Source organism: Burkholderia glumae LMG 2196 = ATCC 33617, from assembly GCF_000960995.1.
GTDB classification, from domain to species: domain Bacteria; phylum Pseudomonadota; class Gammaproteobacteria; order Burkholderiales; family Burkholderiaceae; genus Burkholderia; species Burkholderia glumae.
Genome location: NZ_CP009434.1, coordinates 1,444,807 through 1,466,544, shown reverse-complemented (window position 1 = coordinate 1,466,544; position 21,738 = coordinate 1,444,807). Strand labels below are relative to the sequence as shown.

Genomic DNA, 21,738 nt, shown 5'->3' with positions numbered 1-21,738 from the left:
CGCATGCATCAAGAGTCGGGAGTCCGTTTTCCGACGCCAACCTGCCTCCCCGGGCAAGGTGGAAGCCATCAGGCGATGCGGCCGATAGTCGGCAACGAAACGGGACGGCATGGCTGGCACCGGTTCGAACACCTCTTACCCCCGGAGCCCTCATGCATCAGACGCCCTGCTCGCAACCCGTCGCGGAGCTCATCGCGGATTCGTCGTTCTATCTGCCGGGTGTCAGGCTCACCCACGTTCTCCATCTCGTCTGCCTGGCCGACCGGCAGGTCACCGCGCGCGTGCGGGGCCATCTGCGCGATCAGGATGCGCAGGTCGGCGACATCGTGGTGGTGCGCTGCCGGCACGTCGACGCCCATCGGATCGTGCTGGAAGGCATCGGCGAACGGCGCGCCCGGGCGCTGCGCGAACAGTTGCTGGAGCTCGACGGCGTGCTGCGGATTCGCCTCGAACATCATTTCGTGCGCGCCGCCGCCGACGAGCTGCCGGCGCCGGCGGCGCCGGCACGCTGCACGGTCGAATAACGGCCAACGGGATTCGCGGATTGCGCGCACGCTCCGGCGCGCACCGCCTTCGCGCCGCCACCGGGGGGGCGGCGCGGCGTGCCGCGCGCCGCCTCAGGGCGCCGTGCTGACGATGCCGACCAGCGGCGCCTGCGGTCCGATCACGCATTCCCCGGCCACGCGCCGCGCGGTGCCGAACATCGCGGCGGACACGAACAGCCGCGCGTTGTTGCACCCGGGGCCGCCCTGGTCGATGACGACGTCGCCGCTCTCGCCCGACAGCCCCGCATGGCGCACCACGGTCGGCGCGACGCTGCCGGTGGCCATGTCCTCCTGGGTGCCGACCCGGATCGCGAAATGCCGCGCGGCCAGGCGCGGCTGCTCACGGTCTTTCACGGCGAACGCATAGATGCCGGTCGTCCCGAGCCGCTCGCACAGCGCGTCGCGACGCGCCGGATCGAGCTCGATCCGGCCCAGCAGCAGCGGGTCGGGCAATTCGAGCAGCAGCTTCTCGCGCGGCGCGCCCACGGTACGCGCGAGCTTCGCGCCGCCGGTGCGCAACGCGTCGGTGTGAGTCAGGCCGAGCGCACGCAACGCGTCGTCGAGCAGCCACAGATCGACCGGCTCCGAGCCGCCTTCCTCCTGCAGATAGAACCAGCGCCCCGCGCTATCGCGCTCGACCGACACCAACGCACCGCTGACCTCGAACACGTGGCTCGCCTGCTCGCCGTCGAATGCATCGAGCCAGGCGGCCGACGCCAGCACGCCATGGCCGCAGAACGCGATCTCGCCGCCCGGCGTGAAGAAGCGCAGGCCGAGGCCGGGCACGCCCGCATCGCGCCGCAGCCACGCCACCTCGCTTTGCAACTGCGCCGATAGTGCGATGCAGGCATCGATGTCGACGCGCTCGTGTGCCTGCGTGGCGAACACGAAGGCGGCATTGCCGCGCTCGCCGTTCACCGTGAATGCCTGGACTCCCGCCCCATGCCTGTTCATGCGCCTATGACTCCTGTGCCTGTGATGCTGCCCGGCCAGCAGCGACGACGCGACCGGGAGCGCGCGCCATGACGCGGCGCGCTCGTGATACGTCCGGATCTGCCGCGCGGGCGCGAGCCGGCCCGCACGGCGGCGCAGCGGGTGGCAGCACTGCGCGAGCGAGGCGGCACGGCAGGCTTTCCTCGATCGGATCGCACGCCGGGCGCGCCTTCCAAACCGACCGCGGGCTCCGGCAGGCGCCAGTATCGCACCACGCGGCACGCTCGGCAAAACGCGCGCTCGGGCCGCGGCAGCCGCGCGCCGGAACGGCGAGCCGTGCCTTCGCCGTGGGCTCGCGCGCGACGCGTCGCGCCTTCGCCATGCCGGTGCCAACGAGAGACGGCCACGCCGGCGCTCAGCCGGCCGCGGGCGATTCGTCGAGCGGCTCGACCGTGACGCCCACCGCCAGCACCTGATCGGCGCCGCCGCCGCGGATCACGCCGCGCAAGGGCGTGACGTCGGCGTAATCGCGGCCGACCGACAGCATCACGTAGTCGTTGCCGGGCGCGCGATCGTTGGTCGGATCGAGCTGCAGCCAGCCGCCGTCCTCGGGCCACGCCGGGTCGTACACCTCGACCCAGGCATGCGAGGCGTCGGCGCCGATCAGGCGTGGCTGGCCCGGCGGCGGCTGGGTCAGCAGATAGCCGCTGACGTAGCGCGCGGCGAGCCCGAGCGAGCGCATCGCGCCGATCATCACGTGCGCGAAGTCCTGGCAGACGCCGCGCCGCAGCGCGAGCGCGTCGAGCGCCGTGGTGTCGACGTCGGTGCTGTTCGGCAGGTAGGCGAACTCGGCGTGGATGCGCCGCATCAGGTCCCAAGCGGCCTGCGCGAGCGGCCGCCCCGGCGTGAAGCTGCGCGCCGCGTAGGCGGCCAGATCGGCGTGGCAGGCCACCTGGGTGGACGGAAACACGAACTCGCTGGCGGCTTCGTAGGCTTGTCCGGCGCGAAACGTCAGCGTCTCGCGCACCGTCTCCCAGGCGCTCGCGGTGCCGGGTGCCGGGCTCGCGATGGCGGGCGGCGGCTCGCCGCGCTTGCCGGCCGTCAGCGCCGGCGGGCTCACGCGCACCAGGCTGCGGCTGCGCACGAACAGCTCCTCGTGCGGCTGGTTCAGCGCGAACGAGGTGCGCTGGTTGCCGAACGCGTCGATCTCGGCGCTCACGCCCTCCGGACGCGGCTCGATCTCGATCGCGAAATCGAGCAGCTGCTGGCGCGGCAGGTCGAGCGGCCTGAGCCGCGCCTGATGCTGGGCCGATTCGACGCGCGCCGCGTAGCGATAGTGCGTGTCGTGAGTGACGCGCAGCGTGCGCGGCTCCGCCGCCGAGGCGGCCGATGGCGCGCCCGCCGCCGAACTTGCCGCCGAAGCTGCCGCCGAAGCTGCCGCGGCGCCGGCCGCCGGCCGCCCCGGGCCGCCCGCGACCGCATCGGGCCGGCGCGCGGCGGCCGGCGACGCCCCCGCCCCGCGCTCCCGCTGCTCCGCGCCGTCCGGACCCTCGCGCTGGCCCTGCCGGGCCCCGTCCGCGCCGTTCGCGCTCATCCCCATAACGACCTGCCCGCTTCCCGCACATGACTGAAATAACGTTCGCCGATCCGATTCGACAGATCCCAGGCGGCCCGGCCAAGCGTCTGCAGATGCTCGAGCAGCGCCGCGTGGCGGCCGTCGCCGTCGGTTTCGCAAAGCGCGTGCAGCGACCATTGGCCGAGCACCGGCAGCGTCTGCGACAGTTCCGACAGCGCGTATCCCTCGCCGTGCTCGACCTTGGTCAGCCGGCCCTGCATCTTCTGCACGACCCAGGCGAGCGAGCGCGGGTTGTCGCCGTCGAGCACCACCAGCGAGATGAGCGGCGCGACATCGAAGCAGCGCTGGAACTGCGAGCGGAACGTGATGGTGCTGTCGAACAGCTCCAGCACGAGCTCGAAGCCGTCCTGCTTGGTCACCGCGCCGTCCTCGAAGGCAAAGCGCAGCACGCCCGACAAAAAATCGATCCGGTCGATCTGGCGCCCGATCGACAGCAGGCGCCAGCCGTCGTCGCGCGTCATGTTGTCGGTCTGCGCACCGGTGATCGCCGAGAGCAGCAGGTTCAGGCGGTCGAGCAACTGCAGCGCGGCGTTGCCGAGCTGCTCCTCGGGCTCCTCCTCGGGGCCGGCGCCTTCGCCGAACAATTGCGTCGCGTCGTCGATCAGCCGCCACTGGTCGCGCGAAAGGCGCTCGCGGATCGCGGCGGCGGCCCCGCGCATGCCGAACACGCAGGCGGCGATGCCGGAGCCCGGGTCGGCGCGCCGCGACAGCGCACGCGCCAGCGTCTGCTGGAACTCGCGCGGCGAGGTGGCGGCCGAGCGCGTCCCGGACGGAATCAGGCCGTGCTCGCGGCACAGCGCGTCGAGCAGTTCGAGATGCGCGGGGCTGTCGAGATCGTCCTCGCCGCGCAGCCGCTCGAACGCGGCGCGCGCGAGGCGCGTGAGATTCGCCGCACGCTCGGTGTAGCGGCCGAGCCAGAACAGGTTCTCGGCGGCACGGCTCGAAATGGTGCGCGGCCGCGCGATCAGGTCGTCGGGGCCGAGATGCGTCTGCAGCAGCGTGGTCGGATCGATCGCGCCCTCGGTGATCACCCAGGTGTCGACGCTGCTGCCGCCGCGCGGCATCGGCGCGTTGAGCAGCTCGTCGCGCGTGCCCACGCGCGACAGGCCGCCCGGCAGCACGCGCCACGAGCCCGCGCCGTCGGCCAGCGCGAACACGCGCAGCAGCAGCGGCTTCGGCACGATCCGCGCGCCGCCCTGGTAGGACCGCGCGCCGCTCGCGCTCGGCCAGGTCGGCGCCTGCGACGGGGGCAGGTCCGACTGGATCACGTAGTGCGCCGGATGCGCGGCGATCCGCGCGCGCCAGTCGGCGAGCTGCTGCGCGGTGAGCCGCGCGCCGATCACCGGATCGAAACGCCCGCCCGCCTGCGCGCCCGGCGGGTAGGCCGGCTTGATGATGGCGCGCGCGAGCTGCGGCAGCGCCTCGGCGCAGGCCGCCGCCTCGCCGCACCACCAGGTCGGCAGCGCCGGCAGCGCCAGGGTCTCGCCGAGGATGCGCTCGGCCAGCTTCGGCATGAAGCCGAGCACGCCCGGCGATTCGAGGAACGCCGAGCCCGGCGCGTTGGCGATCAGCACGTTGCCGGCACGCACCGCCTGCAGCAGGCCCGGCACGCCGAGCATCGATTCGGGGCGCAGCTCGAGCGGATCGAGCCACTCGTCGTCGACGCGGCGCAGGATGCCGTGCACCGGCTCCAGCCCGCTCAGCGTTTTCAGATAGACATGGTTGTCACGCGCGGTCAGGTCGCCGCCCTCGACCAGCGTGAGCCCGAGATAGCGGGCCAGGTAGGCGTGCTCGAAATAGGTGGGCGCGTGGCGGCCCGGGGTCAGCAGCACGATCCGCGAGTTCTTTCCGGCCGGGCTCAGGTCCTGCATGCTGCGCAGCAGCGCGCGATAGCTGGCCGCGAGCCGCTGCACGCGCAGCCCGCGGAACGCGCGCGGGAACAGCCGCGAGACGATCAGCCGGTTCTCCAGCAGGTAGCCGAGCCCGGTCGGCCCCTGCGTGTGCTGCGCGGCGAGCCGCCACTGGCCGTCGGGCGTGCGCATCAGGTCGAAGGCGGCCAGATGCAGCCAGGTGCCGCCGGGAATCGCCGCGCCGCACATCGGCCGCAGATAGCCGGGATGGCCGGTGACGAGCGCGGGCGGCAGCAGCCCCGCCTTCAGGATGGTCTGCGCGCCGTAGATGTCGGCAAGGATCGCGTTGGCGAGCCTGACGCGCTGCAGCACGCCGCGCTCGATGACGGCCCAGTCGGCCGGCGCGACGATCATCGGCAGCAGGTCGAGCGACCAGGGCCGCGCGGCGGCGCCGGCCGTGTGCTGATCGTGCAGCTGGTAGGCCAGGCCGTTCTCGCGCATGCGCCGCTCGAGCGCCTCGGCGCGGCGGTCCAGGTCGGCGAAGCCGACGCTGCCGAGCTGCGTGAAGAATTCGCGCCAGACAGGCGCGAGCGCGGCCGTCTGCAACGCGGCAGCGCCGCCGCGCAGCTCGTCGTAGCGGCCCGTCACCGCCGGGGCGGCGAGCGCTGCGCCGAGCTCGGCTGCGTCCTGTATCGATCCGGTGTCGAACAGCGTATGCATGGCGGCGGCGGCCAGATCGTCGGTAATGTGGGGATGCACGATGTCGTTTCGTCAGTCTCGGGCGGCATGCCGGCGCGGCCGCGGCCTCCGGGGCCGCGACGCGCGCCGCCCGTCGAGCCCGCATCCTATCATTCCCGCCGCGACGTTCCCGCCGCCTCGCAGGATGCCGGCCTGGCCGCGCGCGCCGCGCCTCATTCGCGCCGCAGGTCGAGCGTGAACGGAAACTCGCGGCTCGGCGCGGCCGGCGCCACGTCCATGCGCCCCGGCGTGTGGCCGATCGAGACGAAGCGCGCGAGCCGCCGGCTTTCCGCCTCGTAGGCGTTGACCGGGAAGGTCGCGTAGTTGCGCCCGCCCGGATGCGCGACGTGATAGCAGCAGCCGCCCAGCGAGCGCCGCATCCAGGTATCGACGATGTCGAAGGTGAGCGGCGCGTGGACGCCGATCGTCGGATGCAGCGCCGAGGGCGGCGCCCAGGCCTTGTAGCGCACCCCGGCCACGTACTCGCCGGCCGTGCCGGTGGGCTGCAGCGGCAGCGCGCGGCCGTTGACGGTCACCACGTGGCGGTTGTCGTTGAGCCCGCTCACGCGCACCTCGAGCCGCTCCAGCGAGGAATCGACGTAGCGCACCGTGCCGCCCGCCGCGCCCTCCTCGCCCATCACGTGCCACGGCTCCAGCGCGCCGCGCAGGCTCAGCTCGATGCCGCGCACGGCGATCTGCCCGAACAGCGGGAAGCGGAACTCGAAATGCGGAGCGAACCAGGCCGCGTCGAAGCCGAAGCCGGCTTCGCCCATCTCGGTCAGCACGTCGTCGAAATCCATCTTCACGAACGCGGGCAGCATGAAGCGATCGTGCAGCGCGGTGCCCCAGCGCGTGAGCGGCGTGGTGTACGGGGTCTCCCAGAAGCGCGCCACCAGCGCGCGCAGCAGCAGCTGCTGCACCAGGCTCATGCGCGCGTGCGGCGGCATCTCGAAGGCGCGCAGCTCCAGCAGCCCGAGCCGGCCGGTGGACGAATCGGGCGAATAGAGCTTGTCGATGCAGAACTCGCTGCGGTGCGTGTTGCCGGTCACGTCCACCAGCAGGTTGCGCAGCACGCGATCGACCAGCCAGGGCGGCATGTCCTGGCCGTACAGCAGCTTGTTGCGCGCGATCTCGCCGAACGCGATGTCGAGCTCGTAGAGCTGGTCGTTGCGCGCCTCGTCCACGCGCGGCGCCTGGCTGGTCGGCCCGATGAACAGGCCCGAGAACAGGTACGACAGCGACGGATGATTGTGCCAGTACGCGATCAGGCTCGCGAGCAGGTCCGGGCGGCGCAGGAACGGGCTGTCGGCCGGCGTCGCGCCGCCCAGCACGAAGTGGTTGCCGCCGCCGGTGCCCACGTGGCGGCCGTCGATCATGAATTTCTCCGACGACAGCCGCGTGCGCCAGGCCGCGTCGTAGAGGAATTCGGTCTGCTGCACCAGTTGCGGGAAGTCGTGCGCGGGATGAATGTTCACCTCGATCACGCCGGGATCGGGCGTGACCTGCAGCATCGCCAGGCGCGCGTCGCGCGGCGGCGGGTAGCCCTCCAGCACCAGCTTCATGTCGAGCGCGCACGCGGTCAGCTCGATCGCGCCGAGCAGGTCCAAATAGTCCTCGAGCGCGGCCAGCGGCGGCATGAACAGATAGAGCACGCCGTCGCGCACCTGCGAGCACATCGCGGTGCGCGTGATCCAGGCCGCCGATTCGAAGCGCCCGGGCTCGCGCGAGCCGGCGTCCTCACCCGCCGGCGGCGCGTCGAACCCAGGCGGCGCGCGATCGAGGTCGGGGCCGCCGAACGCGTGCCCCTGCGCATCGAGCCGCGACTGCAGCGTGGTGCGCGGCGTGCCGGCCAGCCAGGGATCGGGCTGCCCGGCCAGATAGCGCGGCGCGTCGGCGGCGGCCAGATAGCGCGCGCGCAGCGCCTCGGCGCCCGGCAGCGGCTCGTGCGGTGCGAACGGATCGCGATCGACCAGATAGGGATAGTCCGTCGCGCTCACCCACGGCAGCGAATCGAGCGGCAGCCGGTAGCCCATCGGCGAATCGCCGGGAATCAGGTACATGCGCTCGTCGCGGAAGAACCACGGGCCGGTCTGCCAGCGCGGGCCGGCCAGCTCCGGCGACGCCGGCAGCGCCTTGAGCGGCAGCACGTAGCCGATCACGGTGTCGAGCTTCTGGTCGAACACCTTGCGCAGGCGCGCGCGTTCGAGTTCGTCGTCGAGGCGCGAATCGAAGGGATCGACGTTGACCGGCAGGCGGCGTTCGCGCCACAGGTAGTACCAGACATCCTCGAAGCCAGGCCGGATGTGCTCGCCCGACAGGCCGAGCCGCTCGGCCAGCGCGCGGATGAAGCGCTCGGCGTCGGCGCTGGTATAGGCCGACGGCTCGCGCTCGTCGGCGAACCGCGACGGGTCCTGCCAGACCGGCTCGCCGTCCTTGCGCCAGCACACCGACAGCGCCCAGCGCGGCAGCTGCTCGCCGGGATACCACTTGCCCTGGCCGAAATGCAGGAAGCCGCCCGTGCCGTATTCGGCGCGCAGCTTCTGCACCAGCGAGGTGGCATAGCCGCGCTTGGTCGGCCCGAGCGCGTCGGTGTTCCATTCGGCGCCGTCGCGGTCGTCGATCGACACGAAGGTCGGCTCGCCGCCCTGCGTGAGCCGCACGTCGCCGGCCGCGAGCCGCGCGTCCACCGCCGTGCCCAGCTCCAGCACGGCCGCCCACTGGTGGTCGGTATAGGGCTTGGTCACGCGCGGCGATTCGTAGATGCGCGTGACCGCCATGTGGTGCTCGAACGCCACCTCGCAGTCGTCGATCAGCCCCTCGACGGGCGCGGCACTGGTGGGCTGCGGCGTGCAGGCGAGCGGAATGTGCCCCTCGCCCGCCAGCAGGCCCGAGGTCGGGTCGAAGCCGATCCAGCCGGCGCCGGGCAGGTAGACCTCGCACCACGCGTGCAGGTCGGTGAAATCGACCTCGGTGCCGCTCGGGCCGTCGAGCGCCTTCACGTCGGGCGCGAGCTGGATCAGGTAGCCCGACACGAAGCGCGCGGCGAGTCCCAGGTGCCGGCACAGCTGCACCAGCAGCCAGCCGCTGTCGCGGCACGAGCCCGAGGCGCGGCGCAGCGTCTGGTCGGGCGTCTGCACCCCGGGCTCCATCCGCACCAGGTAGCGGATGTCCTTCTGCAGCCGCTGATTCAGCGCGACCAGGAAGTCGATGGTGGCCGCCGGCGCGCGATCGATGCTCGCGAGGTAGTCGCGCAATACCGGCGAGGCGCTGGTGGCCGCGTCGCAGGCCAGATACGGCGCCAGCTCCTCGCGCAGCGCCGCGTCGTAGTCGAACGGGAACTGGCCGGCCGATTCCTCCAGGAAGAAGTCGAACGGATTGTAGACCGCCATCTCGGCCACCAGATCGATGGTGATCTCGAACTCGCGCGTGCGCTCGGGAAACACGAGCCGCGCCAGGTAGTTGGCGAACGGGTCCTGCTGCCAGTTCACGAAGTGCTGCGCCGGCTCGACCTTCATCGAGTAGGACAGGATCGGCGTGCGGCAATGCGGTGCCGGACGCAGCCGCACGATCTGCGGCCCGAGGCCGACCAGCCGGTCATAGCGGTAGCGGGTGGTGTGGTGAAGCGCGACGTGGATGGACATGTCGGGATCGATGGGTTCGGTTCAGGCCGGGGCGGCGATGCGGCGGATTCGGTTCGGGGTGGCTCGGTTCGGGCAGTCGGGTTCGGCCTCAGGCGGCTCCGGGCAAACGGTTCGGCGGTTCCGCAGGCGGCGGCGGGCAATATGGAGCGGGCCGGGGTTCCGGTTTGCGCTCGCCGCGTTGCACGACCGCCGGCATGCGGCGGCATGCGCGAGCCGCCGGGTCCGGTGCGCGCAGCGCGGCGCACCGTGGGCCGCCCGCCGCCGACGCCATGCCCGCCGCACCGGCTCAGACGAGTTCGGGCGACTGGATCACGCTGATCTCGACGGCCACCGGCGAGGCGCCGATTCCCGTCACGGGCCGCGCGTCGGTATGGTCGAGCCCGGCGGCCACGCGCACGTAGCGCTCGTCGGGGCAACGGTTCATGAACGGATCGAAGCCCACCCAGCCGAGCCCCTCGACATAGGCCTCGGCCCAGGCGTGGCCCGACGGCGGGTAGGTCGTGACGCTCGTCTGCTGCTGGCGGGCCACCGCCTCGGGCGCGTCCGCGGCGAGGTGGCGGATGCCGTCGGCCTCGAGCGGCATGCGCTGCGACTGCTGCGCGCCGCCTGCCTGCTGCATGGTCTCGGCGATCCGCTGCAGCGGGCCGTCCGTCAGCAGATAGCCGGCCACGTAGCGCGCCGGAATCTTCAGCGCGCGCGCCACCGCGATGAACGCATGCGCGTGGTCGCGGCTGGTGCCCTCGCCGGCTTCGAGCGCGTGCTCGGCATCGGTGTCGGCGTCGGCCAGCTCGGGCGCGTAGCGAATCCGCGCGTGGACCTCCGACATCAGCCAGTGCAGCGCGTCGAGGCTGCGGTGTTCGAGCGGCAGCGCGGCGGCGATCGAGAGCACGCGCTCGCCGGCCTGGGTGAAGCCGGTGGTGCGCTCGAAGATCCACGGCACGGCGTAGTCGTCGGCGCTGCCGACGATGCCGGCGCGGTCCTGCGTCTCGACCACGCCGGCGGCGATCACCACCACCTCGGGCCGCTCGCCGCGATCGTGGCGCACCAGGTCGATGCGGTTGCCCAGGCCGTCCGCGTAGCCGACGGTGGGCTCCACGCCGTCGATCGTCACCTGCCAGGCCCGCACCGTCTGGCCGGGGCCGCCCGGCGGGCGCAGGCGCAGGCGCTGCAGGGCGTGGGTGGCGTTGTCGTCGAACCGAAAGCGTGAGATATGACGAATCGCAAGTCGCATGGCAGCTCTCTCAGTCGAAGTTGTAGGCTTGGGCGATTTCGATGCCGAGGCTGTTGTTCCGGCCGATGAAGTCGGTCAGGAACTCGTGCAGCCCGCTCTTGAAGATCCGTTCGACCGAATTGTCGGACAGCGTCTGCAGGATTTTCGCGGCGGTGTCGTGACATTCGTGCGTCACGCCGTAATCTTTCCCGAGGCGGTTCAGGCTCGACATCACGCGCCCCGCGCAGTAGCGCAGCGAGCGCGGCATGCGGCCGTTCAGGATCAGGTAGTCGGCGATGTTGATCGGCTTGTACTGCACGTCGTAGACCCAGCGGTACGAGCGGTGCGCGGCCACCGAGCGCAGGATCGACTCCCACTGGTAGTTGTCGATCATGGTGCCGACGTGCGACACCGACGGCAGCAGCAGGTGATATTTCACGTCGAGAATCCGCGCGGTGTTGTCGGCGCGCTCGATGAACGCGCCGATCTCGGCGAAATCGAAGATCTCGTTGCGCAGCATGGTGCTGTAGAAGCTGCCGAGCATCAGCGCGGTCTCGCGCTTGATGTGGTCGAGGATCGCCGGCAGCTGGCTCGACGTGAACGGCCGCGAGAGCAGGCGCTTGACCGACTGCCAGGCGTCGTTGACGGTCTCCCACAGCTCGCGCGTGAGCGCGATGCGCACCATGCGCGCGTTCATCCGCGCGTATTCGATGCACGACAGCACGCTCGACGGGTTATCGCGGTCGCGCAGCAGATAGTCGGCGACGTTGTCCACCGTATATTCGTCGTATTTCTGCCGGAAGCCGTCGTCGGCGCCCGAGCTGACCAGCACCGAGGACCATTCGGCCGGCGCGTCGGCGGTGCGCGTCAGCGCCATGCGCAGGCCCGCGTCGACGATGCGCGCGGTGTTCTCCGCGCGCTCGATGTAGCGGTACATCCAGTAGAGACCGCTTGCAGTGCGTCCAAGAAGCATTTCCCGTTGACTCCGATCGTTGTTGCTTTCGCGCGCGGCGCCCCGCAGGGCCGCCGCGCACGCCGGGTGAGGTGCGCCGCGTGAGCCGGACGGCTCAGTCGGCCAGCACCCAGGTGTCCTTGGTTCCGCCGCCCTGGCTCGAATTGACGACGAGCGAGCCCTCCTTGAGCGCCACGCGCGTGAGCCCGCCCGGCGTGATGCGGATCCGGTCCGAGACCAGCACGAACGGGCGCAGGTCGACGTGGCGCGGCGCGAGTCCCTTCTCGGTCAGGATCGGCGTGGTGGATAGCGCGAGCGTGGGCTGCGCGATGTAGTTGGCCGGCCGCGCGCGCAGCTTGGCCGAGAAGGTCTCGCGCTCCGCGCGCGTGGAGGCCGGGCCGACCAGCATGCCGTAGCCGCCCGAGCCGTGCACCTCCTTCACCACCAGCTCCTCCAGGTGGTCGAGCACGTACTTGAGGCTGTCGGCCTCGCCGCAGCGCCAGGTCGGCACGTTCTCGAGCAGCGCCTTGCGGCCGGTGTAGAACTCGACGATCTCGGGCATGTAGGAATAGATCGCCTTGTCGTCGGCGATGCCGGTGCCGGGCGCGTTGGCGATCGTGATGTTGCCGGCGCGATAGACGTCCATGATGCCGGCCACGCCGAGCACCGAATCGGGACGGAACGTGAGCGGATCGAGGAATGCGTCGTCGAGGCGCCGGTACAGCACGTCGATCGGCCGGAAGCCCTCGGTGGTGCGCATCGCCACGCGCCCGTCGATCACCTGCAGGTCGCTGCCCTCCACCAGATGCACGCCCATCTGGTCGGCCAGGAACGCGTGCTCGTAGTAGGCGGAGTTGTGGATGCCGGGCGTGAGCACGGCCACCGTCGGGTTGTCGGCGTTGCCGCCCGGCGGACAGACCGCCGCCAGCGACTGGCGCAGCAGCTGCGGGTAGGTCTCGACGGGCCGCACCTTGACGCGCTGGAACAGCTCGGGAAACAGTTGCATCATGGTTTCGCGGTTTTCCAGCATGTACGACACGCCCGACGGCGTGCGCGCGTTGTCCTCCAGCACGTAGAACTGGTGCTCGGCGGTACGCACGATGTCCACGCCGATGATGTGCGTATAGACGTTGCCGGGCGGCCGGAAGCCGATCATCTCGGGCAGGAACGCCTCGTTGTGCGCGATCAGGTGCTTCGGCACGATGCCGGCGCGCACGATTTCCTGGCGGTGGTAGATGTCGTCGAGGAACGCATTGAGCGCCATCACGCGCTGTTCGATGCCCTGGGACAGGCGGGTCCATTCCTGCCCGGAAATGATGCGCGGCACGATGTCGAACGGGATCAGCCGCTCGGCGGCCTCCGCGTCGCCGTAGACGGCGAACGTGATGCCGGTGCGCCGGAACACGCCTTCGGCGTCGTGGGCCTTTTGTGCCAGGCTCGCAGGGTCCTGCGTATCGAGCCATTGCTTGAGGCGCTCGTAAGGGGCGCGTACCGAGTCGCCGGATTGCAGCATTTCATCGAATGGCTTCATTCAGGGTCTCTCCCTCTCTCTTCTTCTGTTCGGCATCCACCATGCCGGACCGGCGTGAAACAGTATCCAGCAAGGTCCGTGCCTTGCGCCAGACTGAGACTTTCACCGATATGGCACCGTTTGCCGACTTCGCGCACCGTGACGGTGCGTGCCGCCGCGCCGCGCGCCTCGGCATGCGCCGCGACGAAGCAGGCGGCAAGGCGGCGGCGCGCGGCAGCCGGTGCAGCGCCCGGCACGCCGCCTGCGTCGATCATGCGCCAGTTGGCGCCGCTTGCCCACTGGCGCGGGCCCGAAGCAGGGCGGGAAAGCGCCGGCCAGCGCACCGGCCAGTGCCGCCTTGTTCATTCAATAAATGAGAATCATTTGCATTTAAGGGCAAACTGGCCGATCATTGGCCCATCGCCCGTGCCGATCCGAGCTGATCGCAGGCGGCGCGGCCGTCGTGCCGCATCGCAGGGCGCAGCAAAGCGGGCAACGGCTGGCGGCCGGCGCCCGGGGACGCGAATGGCGGCCTGAGCGGCGGCCCGGCTCGCGAGCCGGCTTGCGCCGAGCGGGCCGCCACCCGTCGTCAGCCGTCGTGCTGGCGCGCGGCCCGCATCCTTTCCGCGGAGCGGCACGCGCCGGCCCCGCCCCTACCCATCATCGAATTCCTGGAGGTGCCATGGACGACACGCGACTCGCCGCACACCATGCTTCGCCGATCGACGACCCGCTCGCGGGCGATCCCGATACCGCCGAACGCATCATCCTGACCGCCGTGCGGATCTGGCTGCATCCCGATGCCGCCTGCGCCAACCCCGCGAGCGCGCGGCGGCCCCCTACCTGGCGCGACGTGCTGGCCGAGGCCGGCGTCCATGCCGACGGCCTGGACCACTTCGACATGATGATGTGCGCGCTCGCCGGTTCGGCGGCACGCCCGCTCGACATGCGCTGCCGCTGCGCGCGCGAGCTCGCCCACGACGAAGCCTCGCTGCTGCAGGCCATCGCGCATCTGCAGGCCACGCGCGGCGAGGCGGCGATGCGCGTGCTGAACGACTGGCTGCCCGCGTTCTCGGTGAGCGGCGTGCTCAAGCTCACGCGCTGGTTCGCGATCTCGCTGCTCGACGCCGGGCTCGAGATCCGCACGCGCGAGCGCCGCGTCACCTACCTGCACTGAGCCGCAGGCGGGGGACCGCACGCCCCCTCAGGCCTGCGCGTCGTCCGTGCCGTGGCACTTCTTGAACTTCTTGCCGCTGCCGCACGGGCAGGAATCGTTGCGGCCGACCTTCGGCGCGTCGCGCTGGATCGTCTGCGCGAGCAGCCGCTCCTGCGTCGAGCCGCGATGCGGCAGCCAGAATTCGTAGATTCGCGCGACCGCGAGCGGCACCTGCTCCGACAGCGCCTCGCGCTCGGCGGGCTGGCTGACGAGCTCGCGCTCGGCGTCGTCGAGATCGTCGCTGCCGAGCAGGCGCAGCGGCCTGAGCCACGACTCGGCATCGGGGTGATCCAGCAGCGGCTTCCAGTCGTCCCAGCACAGCCCCATGCCCTGGAAGAAACCGTTCGCCCAGGCTTCGGCGTCGATGTACTCGTGCGGCTCGTCTTCGTGGTCCACCTCGTTGACGCTGAACAGCGGCGCGATCGACGCCGGATCGGCCTCGAAGGTCTGCAGGATCGCGTTGTAGTGGCGCATCATCAGGCCGAACACGTACTCGGCCTGCTCGTAGGACTCGAAATCGGGCGCATCGTCCTCGGTCGGCCCCCAGACGTCGGCAAGCCATGCGGTCGGCTGGATGGTGGTCGGGCCGATCGCGATCGCGGTCAGGTAGCCGTCGAGCATTTCGATCGTCATGGTGTTCTCCGACATGATGTCGGACATCAGGAACCGGTCGAGCTCGTCGAGTGTTTTATCGTCTGTGTGGGTCATCGCGCTTGAAAGTCGCTCCGCGCGCGAGCCGGCTCGCGGCGGCGCGGAGGAATTTGGGAAAACCGGCATTCTACCTTCTACCGCCGCCCGCCCCGGCCCCCGGCGCGCGCCGCCTGCCCGTCGGCGCCGCGTCGTTTCGTTGTCGTCCGGTTCGCCGTCGCCGCGGCTTGCCTGGCCGCCCCCCACCCCGGAAACGGGCGGCAGCACAACGACGGCGCTTCGAGCTTCGTCACGCCCGCGTCACATCCCTCGAAGCGCGATCGCGGCGCCTCCGATTGGCACTGGACGGCCATCCGCGAATCGGCGAAAATCCGGTGTTCGCGTTACTTCGACGCGGCATCGCATCTCGCGCCGAACCTCTCGGCGCCATCCGCCCCGCGCCCCCGGCGAGGCATCCGAAGCTGACGCGGCAAGGCGCTGCGCCCTGCCCCCGCCGCTTCGCGTGCGCCGGCGCCCGGTCTCCCGACCCGGCCCGAGCCTCACGCTATCCAAAATTCGAGATAGATAGAAAATCTCGATCCCCGTCATTGAAACAAGCAATTTCACATTCGCTCCCCCAATCGTCATACTGGCCGCTCCTGATCACTCACTGACCAAAGGAAGACCCAAATGCCGATCATCAACAGCCAGATCAAACCGTTCAAGGCAACCGCATATCACAACGGCGACTTCGTTCCCGTCAGCGACGAATCGCTGAAGGGCAAGTGGTCGGTCGTCGTGTTCTATCCGGCGGACTTCACGTTCGTGTGCCCGACGGAGCTGGGCGACCTGGCCGATCGTTACGAAGAATTCCAGAAGCTGGGCGTCGAGATCTACGGCGTGTCGACCGATACGCACTTCACGCACAAGGCATGGCACGACACCTCGGACACGATCGCGAAGATCAAGTACCCGCTGGTCGGCGACCCGACGGCCACGCTGGCACGCGCGTTCGACGTGCTGATCGAGGAAGAAGGCCTGGCGCTGCGCGGCACGTTCGTGATCAACCCGGAAGGCGAGATCAAGATCGCTGAAATCCACGACAACGGCATCGGCCGCGACGCAGGCGAACTGCTGCGCAAGGTGCAGGCCGCTCAATACGTCGCCTCGCACCCGGGTGAAGTCTGCCCCGCGAAGTGGACGCCGGGCGCCGAAACGCTGACCCCGTCGCTCGACCTGGTCGGCAAGATCTAAGCGTCGTTCGCATCAGACGGACCGGGGCGCCGCGAGGCGCTCCGCCGTGCGGCCCTCGCGCCGCACGCCCCCTCGCCCGCCGGCGAGGTGCCAAAAACATTACGGAATCCGAATCATCATGCTCGACGCCAATCTCAAGAACCAGTTGAAGTCGTACCTCGACAAGATCACCCGCCCGATCGAACTCGTCGCCTCGCTCGACGACGGCGCCAAGTCGAAGGAGCTGATCGAGCTGCTCAACGAGATCGGCTCGCTGTCGCCGCGCGTGAGCGTCGTGGAGCGCCGCGACGACGCCGAACGCAAGCCGTCGTTCTCGATCGGCGAGCCCGGCAAGCCCACCGGCATCCGCTTCGCGGGTATCCCGATGGGGCATGAATTCACCTCGCTCGTGCTCGCGCTGCTGCAGGTGGGCGGCCATCCGCTCAAGCTCGACGACGCGACGATCGAGCAGATCCGCAACCTCGAAGGCGATTTCTCCTTCGAGACGTATTTCTCGCTGAGCTGCCAGAACTGCCCGGAAGTGGTGCAGGCGCTGAACGTGATGGCGCTGCTGAACCCGCGCATCCGCCACGTGGCGATCGACGGCGCGCTGTTCCAGAACGAAGTGGACGAACGCCAGATCATGGCCGTGCCGACCATGTTCGTGAACGGCCAGCACTTCGGCCAGGGCCGCAGCAGCGTCAAGGAAATCCTCGCGAAGCTCGATACCGGCGCCAGCGCCCGGGCCGCGAAGGAACTGGACAAGAAGGACGTGTTCGACGTGCTGATCGTCGGCGGCGGCCCGGCCGGCGCGGCGGCGGCGATCTACGCGGCGCGCAAGGGCATCCGCACCGGCGTGGTGGCCGAGCGCTTCGGCGGCCAGGTGCTCGACACGATGGCGATCGAGAACTTCATCTCCGTGCAGGAAACCGAAGGGCCGAAGTTCGCGGTCGCGCTGGAGCAGCACGTGAAGCAATATGACGTCGACATCATGGACGTGCAGCGCGCCACCGCGCTCGTGCCGGGCGCGATCAACGAGATCCGCCTCGAAAACGGCGCGACGCTGAAGGCCAAGTCGGTGATCCTCTCGACGGGTGCCCGCTGGCGCGAGCTGAACGTGCCGGGCGAGCGCGAGTACCGCAACAAGGGCGTGGCCTACTGCCCGCACTGCGACGGCCCGCTGTTCAAGGGCAAGCGGGTGGCCGTGGTGGGCGGCGGCAACTCGGGCGTGGAAGCCGCGATCGACCTGGCCGGCATCGTCCGTGAAGTGACGCTGATCGAATTCGGCGAGGCGCTGCGCGCCGACGAAGTGCTGCAACGCAAGCTGCGCAGCCTCAAGAACGTGACGATCATCACCAGCGCGCAGACCAAGGAACTGCTCGGCGACGGCCAGAAGCTGAACGGCCTCGTCTACCTGGAGCGCACGACCGGCGAAACGAAGCGCATCGAACTCGAAGGCGTGTTCGTGCAGATCGGCCTGGTGCCGAACACGGAGTGGCTGAAGGGCACGATCGAGCTGTCGAAGCATGGCGAGATCGTGGTGGATGCGCGCGGCGCCACCTCGCTGCCGGGCGTGTTCGCCGCCGGCGACGTGACCACGGTGCCGTACAAGCAGATCGTGATCGCGGTCGGCGAAGGCGCGAAGGCCTCGCTGTCGGCCTTCGACCACCTGATCCGCCAGGACGTCGAGGCGCCCGCCGCCGCGCAGGCCGGCGAAGCCGTCGCCGCCTGAGGCGAGGCGGCCAGCCAAGCATTGCAATCGTAACGCTCTACCCTTGACCCTCGCCTGTCATGCCCCCGTGGCGGCGAGGGTGCTTTTTCCCGACCCGCACCAGGCGGGCGCAGGCGTTTCGGCCCCGCGCATCGCGCGGCGCCGCGCGCGCCGGAAGCGGCAAGGCCCCGTCGGCAACGAACGGGGCCTTGCCGTTTTCAGGGGCTCGTAACGCGCGAAGCGCGCCCGGCCACTGCCCAGCCGCTGCCCGGCGGCTTCGGCCGGAGCGACGCGGTGCCAGGGCAAGGGCTCGCGGCACACGGCAGCGGGCCGCGCAAGCGATGCTTCACGGACGGCGCAGGCGTCCGCCCGGCCGACCAAATGATGCGGCGCTCAGCGCGGCGCGCGGCCGCGCGATGCCGCCGTCGTGCAAGACAGCAGGCGGCCGCGGTGCTACGCTGCACGCGACAATCCGGTCGACTTGACGGGCACAATCGAGAAATCTTCATCCATGTTACGAGCCGGCCTGTCCGAACTGACGGCGTTCGTCGCGATCGCCGAGCAGCGCAGCTTTCGCGCGGCGGCGCGCGCGCTGGCGGTCTCGCCGTCGGCGCTGAGCCACGCGATGCGCAGCCTGGAGGCGCGCCTCGGCGTGCGCCTGTTCAACCGCACCACGCGCTCGGTCGCGCTGACCGAGGCGGGCGAGCGCCTGCTGCACCGCGTGGGCCCGGCGCTGAGCGACCTCGAGAGCGCCGTGGACGAAGTCTCCACCGCGCAGAACCGGCCGAGCGGCTCGGTCAGGATCAACGCGCCGGAGACTTCCGCGCGCCTCCTGATCCGCCACGTGCTGCCCGACTTCCTGCTGCGCTATCCGGACATCCATGTCGAGTTCGTCACCGATACGCGGCTCATCGACATCGTCGCGGAAGGTTTCGATGCCGGCATCCGCGCGCTCGACGACGTGCCGCGCGACATGATCGCGGTGCGCTTCGGCCCGGACATGCGCTTCATCGCCGTGGCCTCGCCCGCCTATCTGGCGCGCCATCCGGCCCCCGAGCGGCCCGCCGACCTGATGCAGCACCGCTGCATCCGCCACCGCTTCGAAAGCGGCGCGCTGTTGCGCTGGGATTTCCAGCTCGACGGCAAGACCTGCAGCCTCGACGTGAACGGGCCGCTGACGCTCGGCAACCCGAACGCGATGATCGAGGCCGCCCTGGCCGGCATCGGCGTGGCCTGGGTGCCCGAGAGCCAGATCGAGGAACACCTGGCGAGCGGGCGGCTGATCGCGCTGCTCGACGCCTGGAGCGTGCCGCTGCCGGGGCTCGCGCTCTATTACCCGGCCAACCGCCATCCGCCCGCGCCGCTACGCCTGTTCACGCAGGCGGTGCGCGACTGGGTGGCCGGCGGCGTGCGTTGAGCGCGCCGCCGCGCGCCGTCCGCGACGGCCGCCTTCAGGGCGCGACGAAGAACAGCCAGACGACGCAGACCATCCCGGCACACCAGACCAGCGTGCGCAGCGCCGCCCAGTTCGCGATGTAGACGACCCCATGCAGCACGCGCAGCGCAACGAACGCGGTGGCCAGCTGATCGACGCGCGCCGCGTTCGCGCCGTCGTGCCAGGCCACCACCAGCGCCGCGGTGAACAGCGCGAGCGCCTCCCAGGCGTTCTGATGGGCGGCCGCCGCGCGGCGTCGCCAGCCTTCGAGCTTGGCCAGGTAGTCACGCGGCGCGCGATTGTCGTAGCCCGCGCGGGCCTTCGCGCAGGCGGTCCAGACGAACGGCAGCAGCGCGACGATGACCAGGCAGAGTTGCGAACGAATCATTTCCAGTCTCCATTGTTGACATTGAACGATGACAAGGTGGTTCGCAGCTTAGCATCGGCCGGCACCGGCGCCATGCAGGAAAACTAGACGGCTTCCTCTGCCGCAGCGCACGACCGAGGCGCCCGCCGCGGCCCCGCCGTCGCTGTCAGGGGCCGGGCCGCCGCACGCTGCAGGCATCAGGCGCCGGCATCGGCCGGCGCGTCCTGGAAATCGATCAGCACCTTCATCGCGCGGCGCCGGTCGCCCGCCAGCGCGAACGCGTCGCCCGCCTCGCGCGCCGGGAACACGCGCGTGATGGCCGGCGCCAGATCCACGCGCCCCTCGTTGATCAGTTGCACGGCCAGCGCGAACTCGGCATGGAAGCGGAACGAGCCGCAGATCGTCAGCTCCTTGGCCACCACCACGTTCTGCGGGATCGCCACGTCGCCGCCGAGGCCGAGCTGCACCACCACGCCGCGCGGACGCAGCACCTCGAGCCCGTCGCGCAGCGCGCGCTCGCTGCCCGAGCACTCGATCACCACGTCGAAGCTGCCCTTGTCGGCCGCGAACGACTTCGTCCAGTCGGGATCGGCCGCGACGTTGATCGCGCGATCCGCGCCGAGCGCCTTGGCCACCGCGAGCGGCTCGTCCACCACGTCGGTGGCCACCACCTCGCGCGCGCCGTGGACACGGGCCGCCGCCGCCACCAGCGCGCCGATCGGCCCGCAGCCGGACACCAGCACGCGCCGCCCGAGCAGCGCGCCGGCGCGCGACACGGCGTGCAGGCCGACCGCGAACGGCTCGGCCAGCGCGGCGATCGAGAACGGCACCTGGTCGGCCAGCTTCGCGCACTGCGCCGCATCGCAGACCAGCACGCCGCGAAACGCGCCCTGGATGTGCGGCATGCGCATCGCGCTACCGTAGAAGCGCATGTCGAGACACTGGTTCGGCAGCCCTTCGAGGCAGTATCGGCACGCGCCGCAGGGCCGGCTCGGGTTGACCGCCACGCGCTCGCCCACCCGCACGCCGCTCACGCCCTCGCCGGTCTCGACCACCGTGCCCGCCACCTCGTGGCCGAGAATCATCGGCTGCTGCAAGCGGATCGCGCCGAACCCGCCGTGGCGGAAGTAATGCAGGTCCGAGCCGCAGATGCCGCCCATCGCGACCTGCACGCGCACCTGCCCCGGGCCGGGCGCCTCGACCTCGGCCGGCTCGTAGCGCAGATCGTTCGGCGCGTGAATGACGAGACACATGCAGCGCAGTCTCATGGATGTTTCCTCCTGATTCTCAATGCGGGAACGCAGCCATGCCGGAACGCGCGGCGCTCAGACCACGCTCGTCAGGCCGCCGTCGACGAACAGCGTCTGGCCGTTGATGAAATCGGCCGCCGGCGAGGCGAGGAACACGGCCGCGCCGCACAGCTCCTCGACGCGGCCCCAGCGGCCGGCCGGCGTGCGCTTGCAGATCCAGTCGTTGAACGCCGGATCGGCGACCAGCGCCTGGTTCAGCTCGGTCTCGAAGTAGCCCGGCGCGAGGCCGTTGGCCTGGATGCCGTGGCGCGCCCAGTCCGCGCACATGCCCTTGGTCAGCATCCGCAGCGCGCCCTTCGAGGCCGCATACGGCGCGATCGAGGGCCGCGCGATTTCGCTCTGCACCGAGCAGATGTTGATGATCTTGCCGCGCCCGCGCGGGATCATGTGGCGCGCCAGCGCGCGCGAGACGATGAATGCGCCGTCCAGGTTGACGCGCATCAGCGCGTGCCAGTCGGCGTCCTCGAACTGGTCGAGCGGCGCGCGGCGCTGGATGCCCGCGTTGTTGACGAGAATCTCGATGGCGCCGGCCTCGGCCTCGAACGCGTCGATCGCGGCGGTGGCCTGCGCCGAGTCGGTCACGTCGAACACCGCGTGCGAGGCGTCGAAGCCCGCGTCGCGCAAGCCGGCCGCGAGCGCGGCGGCCTTCCCGGGATTGCGATCGTTGATCACGACGCTCGCGCCGGCTTGCGCGAGTCCGCGCGCCAGTGCGAGGCCGATGCCGCGTCCCGAGCGGGTCACCAGCGCACGGCGCCCGTCCAGCCGGAACAGGGTGCTCACGTCTGCCATGCCTGCCTCCGAATCCCCGAGCCGCGCGCGCCGGA

The 21,738-nt window shown here is 70.6% G+C and carries 17 protein-coding genes and 1 riboswitch; of the genes, 5 read left to right on the top strand and 12 right to left on the bottom strand.

What is annotated here, in order from left to right; all coding sequences use genetic code 11:
• Positions 1-109, top strand: a riboswitch (SAM-I-IV-variant riboswitch).
• A 43-nt stretch (positions 110-152) separates the two neighbouring features.
• Positions 153-524: a hypothetical protein gene (locus KS03_RS07560; RefSeq protein WP_035980123.1), complete on the top strand. Its 372-nt coding sequence runs from the start codon at positions 153-155 to the stop codon at positions 522-524.
• 93 nt (positions 525-617) lie between these two features.
• Here KS03_RS07560 and KS03_RS07555 read toward each other — a convergent pair whose 3' ends face one another.
• The 8 genes from KS03_RS07555 to KS03_RS31095 all read right to left on the bottom strand — a co-directional run bounded on the left by KS03_RS07555 (position 618) and on the right by KS03_RS31095 (position 13,290).
• The gene (locus KS03_RS07555) at positions 618-1,499 is read right to left on the bottom strand and encodes a PhzF family phenazine biosynthesis protein (protein WP_015877411.1); all 882 of its coding nucleotides are present in this window, start codon (positions 1,497-1,499) and stop codon (positions 618-620) included.
• A gap of 394 nt (positions 1,500-1,893) precedes the next feature.
• Positions 1,894-3,078, bottom strand: a complete 1,185-nt coding sequence (locus tag KS03_RS07550) for a transglutaminase family protein (RefSeq protein WP_015877413.1) — start codon at positions 3,076-3,078, stop codon at positions 1,894-1,896.
• Complete coding sequence (locus KS03_RS07545; protein ID WP_035984398.1) at positions 3,069-5,684, bottom strand: circularly permuted type 2 ATP-grasp protein; 2,616 nt, start codon at positions 5,682-5,684, stop codon at positions 3,069-3,071. Before KS03_RS07545 ends, KS03_RS07550 begins: the two co-directional genes overlap by 10 nt.
• Positions 5,685-5,875: 191 nt before the next feature.
• Complete coding sequence (locus KS03_RS07540; protein ID WP_015877415.1) at positions 5,876-9,343, bottom strand: transglutaminase family protein; 3,468 nt, start codon at positions 9,341-9,343, stop codon at positions 5,876-5,878.
• A 286-nt stretch (positions 9,344-9,629) separates the two neighbouring features.
• Positions 9,630-10,574, bottom strand: a complete 945-nt coding sequence (locus tag KS03_RS07535) for a transglutaminase family protein (RefSeq protein WP_017423406.1) — start codon at positions 10,572-10,574, stop codon at positions 9,630-9,632.
• Between the two features lie 10 nt (positions 10,575-10,584).
• On the bottom strand, positions 10,585-11,526 hold the full coding sequence (locus KS03_RS07530; RefSeq protein ID WP_015877417.1) for an alpha-E domain-containing protein: 942 nt from the start codon (positions 11,524-11,526) through the stop codon (positions 10,585-10,587).
• 94 nt (positions 11,527-11,620) lie between these two features.
• Positions 11,621-13,036, bottom strand: a complete 1,416-nt coding sequence (locus tag KS03_RS07525) for a circularly permuted type 2 ATP-grasp protein (protein ID WP_015877418.1) — start codon at positions 13,034-13,036, stop codon at positions 11,621-11,623.
• Positions 13,033-13,290: a hypothetical protein gene (locus KS03_RS31095; protein ID WP_124837111.1), complete on the bottom strand. Its 258-nt coding sequence runs from the start codon at positions 13,288-13,290 to the stop codon at positions 13,033-13,035. Before KS03_RS31095 ends, KS03_RS07525 begins: the two co-directional genes overlap by 4 nt.
• Before the next feature lie 407 nt (positions 13,291-13,697).
• Between KS03_RS31095 and KS03_RS07520 the strand changes: the two genes are divergently transcribed.
• Complete coding sequence (locus tag KS03_RS07520) at positions 13,698-14,192, top strand: hypothetical protein (protein ID WP_015877419.1); 495 nt, start codon at positions 13,698-13,700, stop codon at positions 14,190-14,192.
• Between the two features lie 27 nt (positions 14,193-14,219).
• Here KS03_RS07520 and KS03_RS07515 read toward each other — a convergent pair whose 3' ends face one another.
• On the bottom strand, positions 14,220-14,939 hold the full coding sequence (locus KS03_RS07515; protein ID WP_015877420.1) for a YecA/YgfB family protein: 720 nt from the start codon (positions 14,937-14,939) through the stop codon (positions 14,220-14,222).
• Positions 14,940-15,548: 609 nt separating this feature from the next.
• Here KS03_RS07515 and ahpC point away from each other — a divergent pair.
• The 3 genes from ahpC (at position 15,549) to KS03_RS07500 (ending at position 19,219) form a co-directional block, all read left to right on the top strand.
• Positions 15,549-16,112 (top strand): alkyl hydroperoxide reductase subunit C, encoded by a 564-nt coding sequence (ahpC, locus tag KS03_RS07510; protein WP_015877421.1) that lies wholly within the window; start codon positions 15,549-15,551, stop codon positions 16,110-16,112.
• 118 nt (positions 16,113-16,230) lie between these two features.
• On the top strand, positions 16,231-17,823 hold the full coding sequence (gene ahpF / locus KS03_RS07505) for an alkyl hydroperoxide reductase subunit F (RefSeq protein ID WP_017432776.1): 1,593 nt from the start codon (positions 16,231-16,233) through the stop codon (positions 17,821-17,823).
• Between the two features lie 490 nt (positions 17,824-18,313).
• Positions 18,314-19,219: a LysR family transcriptional regulator gene (locus KS03_RS07500; RefSeq protein WP_015877423.1), complete on the top strand. Its 906-nt coding sequence runs from the start codon at positions 18,314-18,316 to the stop codon at positions 19,217-19,219.
• Positions 19,220-19,253: 34 nt separating this feature from the next.
• Here the strand turns inward: KS03_RS07500 and KS03_RS07495 are convergent, their stop codons facing one another.
• From KS03_RS07495 to KS03_RS07485, 3 genes are all read right to left on the bottom strand, one after another.
• Positions 19,254-19,625 (bottom strand): MAPEG family protein, encoded by a 372-nt coding sequence (locus KS03_RS07495; RefSeq protein WP_015877424.1) that lies wholly within the window; start codon positions 19,623-19,625, stop codon positions 19,254-19,256.
• A 176-nt stretch (positions 19,626-19,801) separates the two neighbouring features.
• A complete protein-coding gene (locus KS03_RS07490) occupies positions 19,802-20,872 on the bottom strand; it encodes an L-idonate 5-dehydrogenase (protein WP_015877425.1) in 1,071 nt (356 codons plus the stop codon).
• Between the two features lie 57 nt (positions 20,873-20,929).
• Complete coding sequence (locus tag KS03_RS07485; protein WP_015877426.1) at positions 20,930-21,703, bottom strand: SDR family oxidoreductase; 774 nt, start codon at positions 21,701-21,703, stop codon at positions 20,930-20,932.
• Positions 21,704-21,738 lie beyond the last annotated feature (35 nt).

What these genes read in the sequence shown, in the direction of transcription:
- KS03_RS07560 (WP_035980123.1), top strand. Translation starts at nt 153, where the DNA reads ATGCATCAGACGCCCTGCTCGCAACCCGTCGCGGAGCTCATCGCGGAT.
- KS03_RS07555 (WP_015877411.1), bottom strand. Translation starts at nt 1,499, where the DNA reads ATGAACAGGCATGGGGCGGGAGTCCAGGCATTCACGGTGAACGGCGAG.
- KS03_RS07550 (WP_015877413.1), bottom strand. Translation starts at nt 3,078, where the DNA reads ATGGGGATGAGCGCGAACGGCGCGGACGGGGCCCGGCAGGGCCAGCGC.
- KS03_RS07545 (WP_035984398.1), bottom strand. Translation starts at nt 5,684, where the DNA reads ATGCATACGCTGTTCGACACCGGATCGATACAGGACGCAGCCGAGCTC.
- KS03_RS07540 (WP_015877415.1), bottom strand. Translation starts at nt 9,343, where the DNA reads ATGTCCATCCACGTCGCGCTTCACCACACCACCCGCTACCGCTATGAC.
- KS03_RS07535 (WP_017423406.1), bottom strand. Translation starts at nt 10,574, where the DNA reads ATGCGACTTGCGATTCGTCATATCTCACGCTTTCGGTTCGACGACAAC.
- KS03_RS07530 (WP_015877417.1), bottom strand. Translation starts at nt 11,526, where the DNA reads ATGCTTCTTGGACGCACTGCAAGCGGTCTCTACTGGATGTACCGCTAC.
- KS03_RS07525 (WP_015877418.1), bottom strand. Translation starts at nt 13,036, where the DNA reads ATGAAGCCATTCGATGAAATGCTGCAATCCGGCGACTCGGTACGCGCC.
- KS03_RS31095 (WP_124837111.1), bottom strand. Translation starts at nt 13,290, where the DNA reads ATGATCGACGCAGGCGGCGTGCCGGGCGCTGCACCGGCTGCCGCGCGC.
- KS03_RS07520 (WP_015877419.1), top strand. Translation starts at nt 13,698, where the DNA reads ATGGACGACACGCGACTCGCCGCACACCATGCTTCGCCGATCGACGAC.
- KS03_RS07515 (WP_015877420.1), bottom strand. Translation starts at nt 14,939, where the DNA reads ATGACCCACACAGACGATAAAACACTCGACGAGCTCGACCGGTTCCTG.
- ahpC (WP_015877421.1), top strand. Translation starts at nt 15,549, where the DNA reads ATGCCGATCATCAACAGCCAGATCAAACCGTTCAAGGCAACCGCATAT.
- ahpF (WP_017432776.1), top strand. Translation starts at nt 16,231, where the DNA reads ATGCTCGACGCCAATCTCAAGAACCAGTTGAAGTCGTACCTCGACAAG.
- KS03_RS07500 (WP_015877423.1), top strand. Translation starts at nt 18,314, where the DNA reads ATGTTACGAGCCGGCCTGTCCGAACTGACGGCGTTCGTCGCGATCGCC.
- KS03_RS07495 (WP_015877424.1), bottom strand. Translation starts at nt 19,625, where the DNA reads ATGATTCGTTCGCAACTCTGCCTGGTCATCGTCGCGCTGCTGCCGTTC.
- KS03_RS07490 (WP_015877425.1), bottom strand. Translation starts at nt 20,872, where the DNA reads ATGAGACTGCGCTGCATGTGTCTCGTCATTCACGCGCCGAACGATCTG.
- KS03_RS07485 (WP_015877426.1), bottom strand. Translation starts at nt 21,703, where the DNA reads ATGGCAGACGTGAGCACCCTGTTCCGGCTGGACGGGCGCCGTGCGCTG.